Here is a 12,505-nt window from a genome sequence, read left to right as displayed (position 1 = left end):
TCGGCCCTCTCGATCTTTGCAGATATTTTCGCCGACATCGGCGATGAACAGTCCATTGAGCAGTCGCTTTCCACCTTTTCCGGCCACATCACCAACATTGTGCGCATTTTAGGGCTGGCCGGCCCGGCAGGGAGCAGGCCAGCAGCGCCAGGGCCAGGAACAGAACGGGGAGGGATAAGCGGAGGGGTTTCATCGGAGCCGGGCCTAATATTGGAACAGAGAAGGGTCCACCTGTTGGGCGTAGGCGTTGATGCCCCCGCGTAGGTTGTGGACTTGGGTGAAACCAGCGGAACGCAGCAGGTGCAGGGCGCGTGTGGAGCGCACCCCGGTGCGGCAAAAAGCCACGATCTCCTGCTGGGGGTCCAGTTCATCCAGACGGGCGGCCAACTGGTAGAGGGGAATGTTGCACGCGCCGGGCAGGGCCGAAATTTGCAGCTCCACCGCCTCGCGCACATCCAAGAGCAGGGGCGGGTTTGCGGAGCGCAGGCGCTGGCTGAGCTCCTGGGGCTCCACATCCCATTCGGCGGGTGGGGCGGGCACGGCGTGGTCGTTGGCGGGCACGCCGCAGAAGGCTTCGTAATCCACCAGGCTGGTGACGCTGGGTTCCGCGCCGCAGATGCGGCAGCGCGGGTTTTTGCGCAGCTGAATGGTTTGGAAGGACAGGTCAAGGGCGTCGTAGAGCAGCAGCTTGCCGGTGAGGGTTTCGCCGATGCCCAGCAGCAGCTTGAGGGCTTCTGTGGCCTGCAGGGTTCCAATGGTGCCGGGCAAAATGCCCAGCACGCCGCCTTCACCACAGGAGGGCACAGCCCCAGGGGGAGGTGGGTCGGGGAAGAGGCAGCGGTAACACGGGCCGCTGCGGGCATCAAAGACCGACACCTGGCCTTCGAAGCGGTAGATGGAACCGTACACGTAGGGCTTGCCGCTGAGCACGCTCAGGTCGTTGAGCAGGTAGCGGGTGGGGAAATTATCCGTGCCGTCCACCAGCAGGTCGTACTCCGCGGCGATTTCCATCGCGTTACTGGCGGAAAAGAGGGTGTTGTAGGCGTCTACCTGGATGTAGGGGTTCAGTTCCAGCAGGCGGCGGCGGGCCGATTCCACCTTGGGCTGCCCCAGGCGGTCGGAGCCGTGGATGATTTGCCGCTGAAGGTTGGAAGAATCCACGGTGTCGTAATCCACCAACCCCAGGCGGCCTACCCCGGCGGCGGCCAGATAGAGGGCGATGGGCGAACCCAGCCCGCCCGTGCCGACCACCAGCACCGAGGAGCCTTTCAGCTTGCGCTGACCTTCCATGCCCACATCCGGCAGGGTCAGGTGGCGAGAATAGCGCAGGACTTCTTCGCGAGAGAGGGAAGGGTACATGCCGCGGCCTCGTTTTGGATGACGTTGAATTGATGATACCATAAGTGGCGCGGGCAGCGCAGCGCAGACCATGCAAAAAGGAGCGGCATGGTACAATTTAACCAGGTTCGCCCGACTTCATCGAGCTGCAGCCTCAGAAAGGAACCTTGCCATGTTAGTGGATACATTTGGTCGCTCCATCACGTATTTGCGAATCTCAGTTACCGACCGCTGCAATTTGCGCTGTGTGTACTGCATGCCGCCGGATGGGGTGGATTGGCAGCCGCACCCGACCATCATGCGTTACGAAGAGATTGCCGAGGTGGTGCGGGTGGCGGCCGAGCATGGGGTGCGCGAGGTGCGGTTGACGGGGGGCGAACCGCTGGTGCGCAAAGATATCACCGAACTGGTGCGTTTGATCGCCAACACACCGGGGGTGGAGGACGTGAGCCTGACGACCAACGCCCTGCTGCTGGAAAACCTGGCTGGGCCGCTGGCGCAGGCGGGCCTGAAGCGCGTCAACGTCAGCCTGGACACGCTGGACGCGCAGAAATTTGCCCACATCACCCGCGGCGGCTCGTTTGAACGCTCCTGGCGGGGGATTTTGGCGGCGGAGGCGGCCGGGCTGAGGCCGGTGAAGATCAACAGCGTGGCCATGCGTGGGGTGAATGACGATGAGCTGGCGGCTCTGGCCGGTTTGACCCTGGAGCGCGATTGGCATGTGCGCTTCATTGAGTTGATGCCGGTGAAAAACCAGGCGCTGTGGGGCGAGGGTTTCCCGCCCCCGCAGGCGGCCTACCTTTCCATTCAGGAAATGCTGAAGATATTGGAGCCGCTGGGTCTGGAAGCCGTGGAAAAAACGGTGGGCAGCGGCCCGGCGCGTGAATTTCGGCTGCACGGCGCAAAAGGCCGGGTGGGCTTCATTTCACCCGTGGGTGAGCATTTCTGCCAATTCTGCAACCGTTTGCGGCTGACGGCGGACGGCAATTTGCGCCCGTGCCTGCTGAGCGATGTGGAAATTCCGCTGCTGGATACGCTGCGCGCGGGCGGCGATATTTTGCCGCTGCTGCAGCGGGCGGTGGGCATGAAACCGGAGAGCCACGAGTTAGACCAATCCCATGCGCCCAAAGGGCGCACGATGATGCAGATTGGCGGTTGAGATCTGAAACGTTTGGGATTAGATGAACAGGAGGCGCGCATGGAAGACCGTTGGTTGGCGTTTGGCAAGGCAGAGCTGGGGGTAGAGCGGCAGCAGTTGGAAGATGAAGGGGCGGCGCTGTCCGCATCCCTGCAGGCAGAGCTGGAAGCTCTTTTGGCGGCGGAGACCCCCGCGCCGGAACGCGTGCGGCGTTTTATGGAACGCAGCGCCGCTCTGCGCACGCGCAAGGATTACCCCTTTCGCGAGCCTTCTGCCCTGGAGGCCATCCAAAAGGCGCGCCCGCGGCCCAGCCGCAAATGGCAGGCGGCCGCTTTGGGAGAAGAAGAATTCTTTGACCGCGTGTACGGCGCCTGGCTGGGACGGTGCAGCGGCTGTCTGTTGGGCAAGCCCACCGAGGGGCTGCTGGTGCGGGATGTGTGGCCGTATTTGCGCCGAATTGGGCAGTATCCCCTGCGGCGCTATCTGGATTCCAGCCTGCCGGATGAGCTGAAAGCCAAATACACCTTTGAGACTGCTCGCGGCTACATTGATGAAATTGACCACATGGTGGAGGACGACGACACCAATTACACGGTCATGTCGCTGGCGGTGATGGAACGCTACGGTTGGGATTTTCGGCCGGAGGATGTGGCTACTTTTTGGCTGGATAACCTGCCCGCTTATCACACCTTCACCGCTGAGCGGGTGGCTTACCGCAACTTTTTGCTGATGAAGACCCCGCCGGAAAGCGCGCGCTACTGCAACCCGTACCGCGAATGGATTGGGGCGCAGATCCGCGGCGATTTTTGGGGCTATGTGTGCCCCGGAGACCCGGCGCGGGCAGCAGCTCTGGCCTGGCGCGACGGCTGCATCAGCCATGTGAAAAACGGCCTGTACGGCGAGATGTGGGCAGCGGCCATGTGCAGCGCGGCGGCGGTGGTGGGCAGCGCCCGCGAGGCCCTGGAAGCGGGCCTGGAACAGATCCCCGCTCGCTGCCGCCTGAGCGCGGACGTGCGCGAGGTGATGGCCTGGTACGACGACGGGGTGAGCGCCGAAGAAGCCGTGGCGCGCATTCATCAGCGCTGGGATGACGCCAACCCGCACCATTGGTGCCACACCCTGAGCAACGCGCAGATTGTGGCGCTGGGGCTGCTGTGGGGCGAGGGTGATTTTGGGACCTCCATCAGTTGGGCGGTGACGGCCGGCATTGACACAGACTGCAACGGGGCCACGGTGGGCTCGGTGGTGGGCATGCTCCTGGGCGCGCGGCAGATGCCGGGCGAGTGGGTTGGCCCGCTCAACGACCGCCTGGATACCGGCATCAGCGGCTACCAGCATGTGCGCCTGTCCGACCTGGCGCGGCGCACGGTGGCGCTGGCGCGGGCGGGTCAGGCATGAGCACGCGCTGCGGAAATTAAGAAAAAACAGGCATCCAGCGTTTTGGATGCCTGAATCATTTAAAAGCGGTCTTGCGGTGGGGTCAGGCTGTGCCGAACTGACGGTCGCCGGCATCCCCCAAACCGGGGACGATGTAGCCGTGTTCGTTGAGGCGCTCATCAATGTGGGCCACGTAGATGGGCACATCCGGGTGGGCGGACTGCATGGCCTGAATGCCTTCGGGGGCGGCGATGAGGCCGACAAACTTGATCTTTTTGGCCCCCCAGCGCTTGAGGATGTCCACCGTGGCCACGGCGGAGCCGCCGGTGGCCAGCATGGGGTCGAGGATCAGGCAGACCGACACGGTGGGTTCGGTGGGCAGCTTGTTGTAATATTCCACCGGCTTGAGGGTGCGCTCGTCGCGGTACAGGCCGATATGCCAGACTTCGGCGGAGGGCATCAGCTCCCAAATGCCTTCCACCATACCCAGACCCGCGCGCAGGATGGGAACCAGGCCGATTTTTTCCTGGAGGCGGTAAGCGGTGGTGCGCATGATGGGGGTTTCAATCTCCACCGGCTCGGTGGCCAGATCCAGAGTGGCCTCGTAGACCAGCAGGGCGGCCAGCTCTTTGATCAGTTGTCGGAATTTTTTGGGTTCGGTGGAGGCCTGGCGCAGCAGGCTGAGCTTGTGCGCGACCAGCGGGTGAGGGGAAACGTGGACGTTCGACATGGAAACCTCCAGGAGGGGGATGAGTCAATGCTTTCTGGTAGTATAACGTGAAGTGCGCGATTCTACGAGTTGAACGAGGCCGGGAATTTGCCGGAAAAATTCACCCGCGGCGAGGCGGCTTGTTCAAAAGCGGCTTGGGGTATAATCGAACGTATGAGCGACTCCGCTGACCGCCTGATCACCCCCGAACCGCGCCCGGATGACCGTGTGGATACGGCCCTGCGTCCGCGGCGGCTGCAGGAATTGATTGGACAGGAGCAGGTGAAAGAGAACCTGTCCATTTTGATTGACGCGGCCCGCAAACGCGGCGAGGCGCTGGATCACGTTCTGTTTTACGGCCCGCCGGGGCTGGGCAAGACCACCCTGGCGCATGTGCTGGCCAACGAGATGAACGTGAGCATCAAGATCACCGCGGGTCCGGCGGTGGAGCGCCCCGGCGACCTGGCGGCCATTTTGACCAATCTGCATGCGGGGGATGTGCTCTTCATTGATGAAATTCACCGCCTGGGGCGGGTGGTGGAAGAGGTGCTTTACCCGGCGATGGAAGATTACGCCCTGGATATCATCATCGGCAAGGGGCCTTCGGCGCGTTCCATCCGCCTGAAACTGCCGCGCTTCACCGTGATTGGGGCCACCACGCGCCTGGCGCTGGTCAGCGCCCCGCTGCGGGCGCGCTTTGGGGCGGTGTACCGCCTGGAATACTACGGGCTGCCGGCCATGATGGAAATTGTACGGCGGGCGGCGGAACGGCTGGGGGTGGGCGCCGAAGAGGGGGGCGTGCGCGAGATTGCCCGCCGGGCGCGCGGAACCCCGCGCGTGGCTCTGCGCCTGCTGCGGCGCGTGCGCGATTTTGCCCAGGTGCGGGCCGAGGGGCACATCACCCAGGCGGTGGCGGATGAGGCCCTGGATTTGCTGAATGTGGACCCGCTGGGCCTGGACGACGTGGACCGGCGCGTGCTGCGCACCATCATCGAAAAATACAACGGGGGGCCGGTGGGGCTGAACACCATCGGCGCCTCGATTGGCGAAGAGCCGGACACCATTATGGATGTGGTGGAGCCGTACTTGCTGCAGTTGGGCTTCTTAGACCGCACGCCTCAGGGACGCACGGCCACACGCCAGGCGTATGAGCATTTACATTTGCCCTTCCCGGAGGATCCACGGCAGCAGGCGTCTCTATTCTAAGGCGCAGCGCCGGCACCCCCCATGCGTACCGACGATTTTGATTATTTCCTGCCCCCGGAGCGGATTGCCCAGACACCGGTCGAGCCGCGCCATGCCTCGCGCCTGCTGGTGGTGAACCGCGCCACCGACCAGCTGGAACACCGCCATTTTTGGGAGGTGGGCGATTATTTGCGCCCCGGCGACCTGTTGGTGGTCAACCACACCCGTGTGCTGCCCGCACGCATTTTTGCGCGTAAGCCCACCGGCGGCAAGGTGGAGATTCTGCTGCTGCGTCAGGAAGAAGATCAGGTGTGGGAAGCCCTGGTGGGCGGCAAACGCGTGACGGCCGGGCTGAGCTTGCAGTTGGAGGACGGCGCCAGCGTGAAGGTGGAGGCGGTGTTGGACGGCTCGCGGCGGCGGCTGCGTTTTGAAGGGCCGGTGCAGGCTTACCTGGAACGCCACGGCCAGATGCCCCTGCCCCCCTACATCCACACCCCGCTGAGCAATCCAGAGCGCTACCAGACGGTGTACGCCGCCCAGCCGGGGTCGGCGGCCGCCCCCACCGCCGGGCTGCACTTTACTCCCGAGCTGATGGACGCGCTGCGCGCCAAAGGGGTGAATTTTGCCGCGGTGACGCTGCACGTGGGCCTGGATACCTTTGCGCCGGTGACCGAAGACGACCCCCAGGAGCACGTGATCCACACCGAATGGTGCCAACTGAGCGCGGAGACCGCCGCACAAATTGAGGCGGCGCGGCAGGCGGGCGGACGGGTGATCGCCGTGGGCACCACCAGCGTGCGCACCTTAGAAAGCGCGGCGCGCGCGGCCGGGCCGGGGCAAAGCGTGGCGGCTTACAGCGGGCCGACCGATCTGTTTATCCTGCCGGGTTACAAATTCCGGGCGGTGGACGCCATGATCACCAATTTTCACCTGCCGCGTTCCACTCTGCTGATGCTGGTGAGCGCCTTCGCCGGGCGCGAGCGCATGTTGGCGGCCTACGCCGAGGCCGTGCGGCTGGAATACCGCTTTTTCTCCTTCGGCGACGCCATGCTGATCGTATAACCCCCTCCCTTTGTGGGTGTGGGTTTTCAAACATTTTTCCTGATGGGTGGGTTATGGATCTGAATATTGTTCTCAAAGGGCTGATGATCGGCTTTTCTATTGCCGCACCGGTGGGGCCCATCGGCGTGCTGTGCATCCGGCGCACCCTGGCCGAGGGGCGCTGGGTGGGGCTGTTCACCGGGTTGGGGGCGGCCACGGCAGACGCGCTGTACGGCTGTGCGGCGGCGTTTGGTCTGTCGGTGGTCACGCAGCTGCTGGTGGGGGCGCAGGGCTGGCTGCGCTTGGTGGGCGGCGGCTTTTTGGTGTACCTGGGGGTGCGCACCTTTCTGGCGCGCCCGGCCACGCAGGCCGCCGTGGTGAAAAAAGCGGGCGCTGGCCTGGCCGGGGCGTATTTTTCCACCGTGGCGCTGACCCTGACCAACCCCATGACGATTTTGTCTTTCGCGGCGGTGTTTGCCGGCCTGGGCGCGGGAGATTGGCAAGGCCCTGGTGGGGCAGCCCTGCTGGTGGGGGCGGTCTTCTGCGGGTCAGCGGCCTGGTGGCTGCTGCTCAGCGGCGGCGTCAGCCTGATCCGTGAGCGCTTTCAGGGCGGCTGGATGGTGTGGGTGAACCGCGTTTCGGGGACGGTTTTGTGCGCTTTTGGCTTATGGCAGCTTCTGGCTCTGGTGAGGGTGGGCTGAACGGTTGTTGAAGACGGGGGGCGGGTCTGGTACAATTCGGCGAATGAATACCCTTCGCATGACATGGAGCTGGTGGAAGTTTTTTCTGGGTGTGCTGGCGGCAGTGCTGCTGTTGGCCGCGGCATACCAGATTCCTTATGTGAATAACCGCCTGAGCTGGCGGATGGATATCCTCACCACGCGGGTGCGCATGGCGCTTTCACCTGCGGGTGCGCTGCCCGCCCCGCAGCAACACGCTCAACCGCTGACCGCGCCCAGCGCGGCGCCTTCACCCAGCCCATCCCCCAGCCCTACCCCCGCGCCCGCGCGCAGCACCGCGGCCCCATCCACGCCGGAACCGACTGCGGCGCCCACTGCCACGTCCACCCCGCTGCCGGGGCAGGTGAGGCTGACTTCGCCGCGCTACGAAAAACAGGATTGGAACAACTGCGGCCCGGCCACACTTTCGATGGCTCTGACCTACTACGGCTGGGAGGGTGATCAGTTTGACGTGGCGGATGAGATCAAGCCGGCGCGTGCCGACCGCAACATCAACGTGGATGAATTGGCGGGCTTTGTGCGCGGCAGCGTCCCCGGCATCAACGTGGTGTTTCGGGTGGGCGGCACGCTGGATACACTGCGGCTGCTGCTGGCCAACGGTTTTCCGGTGGTGGTGGAAGAAGGTATGTATTTGCAGGAGGCCTTCTGGTTTGAGGATGACCGCTGGGCCGGGCATTACTTGCTGCTGACGGCCTACGATGACACTGCCCAGGCTTTCACCGTGCAGGACAGCCTGGAAGGGGCCGACCGCAGCGTGCGCTACACGGATTTGGACGCCAACTGGCAGACCTTTAACCGCGTGTTCCTGGTGGTGTACCCCAGTGAGGCCGAGACCCAGGTGAGCGCCTTGTTGGGGGCGGATTGGAACGCGGATGTGAACCGCCAGCGGGCGCTGGAAACCGCCCAGGCCGAAACCCTGTCGCAGCCCAAGAACGCCTTTGCCTGGTTCAATTTGGGCAGCAACCTGGTGTACTTTGAGCGCTATGCAGAAGCCGCCGAGGCCTATGACCGCGCGCGTGAAATTGGCCTGCCGCAGCGCATGCTGCGCTACCAGTTTGGGCCTTTTTTGGCGTACTTCCACGCCGGGCGCAGCGAAGATTTGCTGGCGATCAGCGATTTCGCGGTGAAGATCACCCCCAATGCGGAAGAGGCTTTATTGTGGAACGGTTGGGCGCGCTACCGCATGGGCGACCGCAACGGGGCGCTGGCGCGCTTTCAGGAAGCGCTGAAGGCGTACCCTGGCTACGCGGACGCGCAGTACGCGCTCAATTTCTTATCGCAAAACTGAGGTGTGGGGAGGGCAGCATGGGCAAACGAGTCTTGCTGACGGCGCTGGCTTTGTTGGTGACGGCCTGCGCCTGCGTCAGTTTGGTGTTGGCCGCGGCCGCCGGGGGGGTAATGGCGGCGGGAGGGATGTGAACGAGGAGGAGCGATGGGGTTGGATGTGAGCCGGATTCGGGGTCTGTGCTTTGATGTGGACGGCACGCTGAGCGATACCGATGATGTGTGGGTGCAGCAGTTTGAAGAGCGGCTGCGCTGGGCCCGTTTTTTGTTTCGCAAGGGCGAGGTGCGCCCGGCGGCGCGTTGGCTGGTGATGACCCTGGAGACGCCGGGGAACGTGGGCTACCATGTATTAGACCGGCTCAATCTGGACGCCTGGATGATCCGCGGGATGCAGCGCCTGGGGCGTTTGCGCGCACGGCGCAGGAAAACCTTTCGCATGGTTCCGCAGGTGCTGGAGATGCTGACGGCGGTGCGCGGACGGCTGCCCATGTCGGTGGTCAGCGCGCGCGACGAAGAAAGCACCCTGGCTTTCCTGCACCAGTTTGATCTGCACGGGTTGTTTCACAGCGTGGCCACTTCGCAGACCTGCCAATACACCAAGCCCTTCCCAGACCCGGTGGTGTGGGCGGCGCGGCAGATGGGGCTGGAGCCGCAGGACTGCCTGATGATCGGCGACACCACGGTGGACATCCGCGCGGGCAAGGCCGCGGGCGCGCAGACGGTGGGGGTGCTGTGCGGCTTTGGAGATGAAAAAGAGCTGCGGCGGGCGGGGGCGGATTTGATCCTGCCCAGCACCGCCGATCTGGCCCAGGTGCTCTTTGGCGAGCCGAAAAGATAGGAGCGAGGTTTTTATGGACATCCGAGCGTATAACCGTCAGGCCTGGGATCACCAGGTGGAAAAAGGCAACCCCTGGACGCTGCCCGTTGCTCCAGAGGTGGTCGCTGCGGCGCGGCAGGGCAAGGTGGAGATTGTGCTGACGCCCACCAAACCCATTCCAATGGATTGGTTTCCGCCGCTGCGCGGCTGCCGGGTGCTGTGTTTGGCTTCGGGCGGTGGGCAGCAGGGGCCGGTGTTGGCGGCGGCGGGCGCGCAGGTGACCGTCTTTGATAATTCACCCCGTCAGCTGGAGCGCGACCGTGAGGTGGCCGAGCGCGAGGGCTTGCAGTTGGAGCTGGTGGAAGGCGACATGCGCGACCTGTCCTGCTTTGCGGACGGCAGTTTTGATTTGATCGTCCACCCGATTTCCAATCTGTTTGTGCCGGATGTGAAGCCGGTGTGGCGCGAGTGTTTTCGGGTGCTGCGCCCGGGCGGGCGGCTGCTGGCTGGGTTTATCAATCCGGTCCATTACCTGTTTGATTTTGACAAAATGGATAACGAGGGCGTGTTTGAACTGCGCCACCGCGTTCCTTATTCGGATCTGGAACATCTGGACGCCGAGACTCTGGCGCGTTACCAGGCCGAGCAGCTTCCCATGGAATTTGGGCACAGCCTGGAAGATCAGATCGGCGGGCAGTTGGCGGCCGGGTTTGTGTTAACCGGCTTCTTTGAGGATGTGGCCCCCTACAATTTGCTGGTGTGGTTCACGCCCACCACGATGGCCACCCGCGCGGAGAAGCCCGCCTGAGGGTTCATCACGTGAGGATGAAACGAAACAGCGCCTGGGAAATGATCTTCCCAGACGCTGTTTTTGATGTTCGGAAATCGGCGGGAGGCTAGAAATCCAGCCCAAACAGGCGCAGCAGCGGGCGGCCCACGCCTTGCAGGAAGGGCCAGGGGATGCCGGCCAGAAGCAGCACAAACGAGGTGGTGAAGAAAATGGCGGAGGTCTTGTGCTTCTGCACGGCCTGGGCGGCTTTGCTGGCGCGGGCGCGGCCGATATGCGCCACGGCCAGGGCGATCAGCATAATGGCCAGGTGTTCCACCAGGAAATAACGCGTGGCGGTCACGCCCATGGCCGCCCCGAAATTGCGGAAGGCCGGCACGGTGATGGCGCTGAGGCCGAAATACAGGATCAGGCCCAGCAGCACCTGAACGTCAAAGAACATCACATAGAATTTGCCGAACTTGTCATCCTGGGCCTGCCAATCGCGCTTGGAAAACCAGCCGCGGAAGGCGCGCACGATGGCGATCAGGCCAAAAATGACCACCAGCCAGCGGGAGATGTTGTGCAGGGTTAAGAAGGTGAGGTACATACGAAGCAGCTCCTATTCTGAAAGGGGTGTTGGGTGTGTGGATGGGGACTGGAGATGCTCCTCCAGTTCTTGCAGCCACAGCAGTTCATTTTCTAAAAAACGGATTTGATGCGCCACCATCCACTGGGCTGGGCCGGGGTGAGCGGGGGCGGCGCGCAGCTGCGACAGATGCTCGGCGGCCGCCGCGCGGCGTTCCTCCAGCAGGCCCAGGGCCTCGGCGGGGGGCAGCAAATCCATAAACGCCAGGGGGATATCATCGGTGAAGTAAGGCGGGGTGAAGGCGGCCAGGTGCTGACGCAGCAGGCGCTGGAAGGCGGCTTCACCCGCTTCGGTCAGGCGGTACACCCGCCGCGCGGGGCGTTTTCCGGCCTGATCCTGGGTGAAGGCTACCCAGCCCGCTGCGGCCAGTTTTTCCAGCAGGTAATAGGCAGTGGATTTTTTGAGATCGGTGCAGGAGCCTAAGTTGTGCTCAATGAACTCCGCCAGCCGGTAGCCGTGCAGCTCCTGGCGGCGTAAAATTCCTAAAAGCAGCAGCTCTTTTTCCATGCCGATCTCCTCAACCTTTATCCGCTGACGCGGGCACAATTTCTACGTTTAGTTGTGAATAGTCAGGTTTGACTATTCAGATGTATTATATCCAATCAAAAACAATTGTCAAGCACAGCCTTATACACCCGTCCGACAGGCTTTACAGCTTGCTATCTATTGGTTCATTTATGAATCCTCTGGGCGCGGAATAGGGTAGAATCAGCCTGCTTCATTATTCGGTGAGAGATTATTTTTGGGGAGAGGAACCTATGAGCGATTTCATCACCCTGACCTGCCCTTCCTGCGGGGGAAAAATGGAAATCCCGCAGGAATCGGACCGCTACCGCTGCCTGTATTGCGGCAACGAGCATATTTTGCGCGAAGCTGCCCCCCAGCTCACGGGCATCCGCAGCCTGGCGCGGGCGGCGGCGGCGCGTCCAGCGGAGATCAGCATCGAAAAAGAGAGCGGGGCGGTGCGGCTGGTGCGGCGCTGGTTCTCCCTGAAATACATCCCCCTGGCCTTTTTCTGCATCGCCTGGGACAGTTTTTTGATCTTCTGGTATGGAATCGCCTTCAGCATGAAAGCACCGTGGATCATGATCGTCTTCCCCATCGCCCACCTGGCGGTGGGGGTTGGCCTGACCTATTCGGTGTTGGCAGGTTTCTTCAACCGCAGCTATCTGGAATTGACCCGCAAGGAATTGGCCGTGTGGCACGGGCCGCTGCCCTGGGGCGGCGCCGTCACCCTGCCCACGGCGGAGATCCGTCAACTGTACACGCAGCTTGCGCCGGGGAAAAGCAGCGACTCGAGCGCATCGTATCATTTATTCGCCATCACGCAGGACGGGCGTTCGCACAAGCTGTTCAGTAATCTGGAAACGCCGGATGTAGCTTTGTTTATGGAACAGCAGGTGGAGCGCTGGCTGCGGATTGAAGACCGCCCTGTGGCAGGGGAACTGCCGCGCTGAGGGC

At 63.0% G+C, this 12,505-nt stretch carries 13 protein-coding genes; 9 read left to right on the top strand and 4 right to left on the bottom strand.

Annotated elements, in window-relative coordinates:
• Nucleotides 1–204: 204 nt before the first annotated feature.
• Entirely contained in the window at nucleotides 205–1,359 is a 1,155-nt protein-coding gene (gene moeB / locus ADN01_RS03930; protein ID WP_062419518.1) for a molybdopterin-synthase adenylyltransferase MoeB, read from the bottom strand.
• 151 nt (nucleotides 1,360–1,510) lie between these two features.
• On the opposite strand from moeB, the gene moaA reads away from it, so the two are divergent.
• Nucleotides 1,511–2,497, top strand: a complete 987-nt coding sequence (gene moaA / locus ADN01_RS03925; RefSeq protein ID WP_062419517.1) for a GTP 3',8-cyclase MoaA — start codon at nucleotides 1,511–1,513, stop codon at nucleotides 2,495–2,497.
• Nucleotides 2,498–2,536: 39 nt separating this feature from the next.
• Nucleotides 2,537–3,874 carry an ADP-ribosylglycohydrolase family protein gene (locus ADN01_RS03920; RefSeq protein WP_062419516.1) on the top strand — a complete coding sequence of 446 codons (1,338 nt, stop codon included), beginning with the start codon at nucleotides 2,537–2,539 and terminating at the stop codon, nucleotides 3,872–3,874.
• An 82-nt stretch (nucleotides 3,875–3,956) separates the two neighbouring features.
• On the opposite strand, the gene upp is transcribed toward ADN01_RS03920, so the two are convergent.
• Nucleotides 3,957–4,583 (bottom strand): uracil phosphoribosyltransferase, encoded by a 627-nt coding sequence (upp, locus tag ADN01_RS03915; protein ID WP_062419515.1) that lies wholly within the window; start codon nucleotides 4,581–4,583, stop codon nucleotides 3,957–3,959.
• 153 nt (nucleotides 4,584–4,736) lie between these two features.
• Between upp and ruvB the strand changes: the two genes are divergently transcribed.
• The 6 genes from ruvB (at nucleotide 4,737) to ADN01_RS03885 (ending at nucleotide 10,437) form a co-directional block, all read left to right on the top strand.
• A complete protein-coding gene (ruvB, locus tag ADN01_RS03910; RefSeq protein WP_062419519.1) occupies nucleotides 4,737–5,768 on the top strand; it encodes a Holliday junction branch migration DNA helicase RuvB in 1,032 nt (343 codons plus the stop codon).
• Nucleotides 5,769–5,789: 21 nt separating this feature from the next.
• Nucleotides 5,790–6,809 carry a tRNA preQ1(34) S-adenosylmethionine ribosyltransferase-isomerase QueA gene (gene queA / locus ADN01_RS03905; protein ID WP_062419514.1) on the top strand — a complete coding sequence of 340 codons (1,020 nt, stop codon included), beginning with the start codon at nucleotides 5,790–5,792 and terminating at the stop codon, nucleotides 6,807–6,809.
• Nucleotides 6,810–6,862: 53 nt separating this feature from the next.
• Nucleotides 6,863–7,489, top strand: a complete 627-nt coding sequence (locus tag ADN01_RS03900; protein WP_062419513.1) for a LysE family translocator — start codon at nucleotides 6,863–6,865, stop codon at nucleotides 7,487–7,489.
• Nucleotides 7,490–7,532: 43 nt separating this feature from the next.
• Entirely contained in the window at nucleotides 7,533–8,816 is a 1,284-nt protein-coding gene (locus tag ADN01_RS03895) for a C39 family peptidase (protein ID WP_147238923.1), read from the top strand.
• 144 nt (nucleotides 8,817–8,960) lie between these two features.
• Nucleotides 8,961–9,650 carry an HAD family hydrolase gene (locus ADN01_RS03890; RefSeq protein WP_062419511.1) on the top strand — a complete coding sequence of 230 codons (690 nt, stop codon included), beginning with the start codon at nucleotides 8,961–8,963 and terminating at the stop codon, nucleotides 9,648–9,650.
• A gap of 13 nt (nucleotides 9,651–9,663) precedes the next feature.
• Nucleotides 9,664–10,437, top strand: a complete 774-nt coding sequence (locus ADN01_RS03885; protein ID WP_062419510.1) for a class I SAM-dependent methyltransferase — start codon at nucleotides 9,664–9,666, stop codon at nucleotides 10,435–10,437.
• A gap of 88 nt (nucleotides 10,438–10,525) precedes the next feature.
• Here ADN01_RS03885 and ADN01_RS03880 read toward each other — a convergent pair whose 3' ends face one another.
• Nucleotides 10,526–11,005, bottom strand: coding sequence for a hypothetical protein (locus ADN01_RS03880; protein WP_062419509.1), 480 nt, complete (start codon nucleotides 11,003–11,005; stop codon nucleotides 10,526–10,528).
• A 12-nt stretch (nucleotides 11,006–11,017) separates the two neighbouring features.
• A complete protein-coding gene (locus ADN01_RS03875) occupies nucleotides 11,018–11,551 on the bottom strand; it encodes a PadR family transcriptional regulator (RefSeq protein ID WP_062419508.1) in 534 nt (177 codons plus the stop codon).
• A 251-nt stretch (nucleotides 11,552–11,802) separates the two neighbouring features.
• On the opposite strand from ADN01_RS03875, the gene ADN01_RS03870 reads away from it, so the two are divergent.
• Nucleotides 11,803–12,501 carry a hypothetical protein gene (locus ADN01_RS03870; RefSeq protein ID WP_062419507.1) on the top strand — a complete coding sequence of 233 codons (699 nt, stop codon included), beginning with the start codon at nucleotides 11,803–11,805 and terminating at the stop codon, nucleotides 12,499–12,501.
• Nucleotides 12,502–12,505: the final 4 nt, after the last annotated feature.

The organism is Levilinea saccharolytica, from assembly GCF_001306035.1.
In the GTDB taxonomy this organism is placed as follows: Bacteria; Chloroflexota; Anaerolineae; order Anaerolineales; family Anaerolineaceae; genus Levilinea; species Levilinea saccharolytica.
This window is presented reverse-complemented; position numbering and strand designations above follow the sequence as displayed.

Bases quoted from the DNA above. Each gene is read 5' to 3' on its own strand.
- ADN01_RS03890 (WP_062419511.1), top strand. From the start codon at position 8,961: ATGGGGTTGGATGTGAGCCGGATTCGGGGTCTGTGCTTTGATGTGGAC.
- ADN01_RS03885 (WP_062419510.1), top strand. From the start codon at position 9,664: ATGGACATCCGAGCGTATAACCGTCAGGCCTGGGATCACCAGGTGGAA.
- ruvB (WP_062419519.1), top strand. From the start codon at position 4,737: ATGAGCGACTCCGCTGACCGCCTGATCACCCCCGAACCGCGCCCGGAT.
- ADN01_RS03920 (WP_062419516.1), top strand. From the start codon at position 2,537: ATGGAAGACCGTTGGTTGGCGTTTGGCAAGGCAGAGCTGGGGGTAGAG.
- upp (WP_062419515.1), bottom strand. From the start codon at position 4,583: ATGTCGAACGTCCACGTTTCCCCTCACCCGCTGGTCGCGCACAAGCTC.
- ADN01_RS03880 (WP_062419509.1), bottom strand. From the start codon at position 11,005: ATGTACCTCACCTTCTTAACCCTGCACAACATCTCCCGCTGGCTGGTG.
- ADN01_RS03900 (WP_062419513.1), top strand. From the start codon at position 6,863: ATGGATCTGAATATTGTTCTCAAAGGGCTGATGATCGGCTTTTCTATT.
- ADN01_RS03875 (WP_062419508.1), bottom strand. From the start codon at position 11,551: ATGGAAAAAGAGCTGCTGCTTTTAGGAATTTTACGCCGCCAGGAGCTG.
- queA (WP_062419514.1), top strand. From the start codon at position 5,790: ATGCGTACCGACGATTTTGATTATTTCCTGCCCCCGGAGCGGATTGCC.
- moeB (WP_062419518.1), bottom strand. From the start codon at position 1,359: ATGTACCCTTCCCTCTCTCGCGAAGAAGTCCTGCGCTATTCTCGCCAC.
- moaA (WP_062419517.1), top strand. From the start codon at position 1,511: ATGTTAGTGGATACATTTGGTCGCTCCATCACGTATTTGCGAATCTCA.
- ADN01_RS03870 (WP_062419507.1), top strand. From the start codon at position 11,803: ATGAGCGATTTCATCACCCTGACCTGCCCTTCCTGCGGGGGAAAAATG.
- ADN01_RS03895 (WP_147238923.1), top strand. From the start codon at position 7,533: ATGAATACCCTTCGCATGACATGGAGCTGGTGGAAGTTTTTTCTGGGT.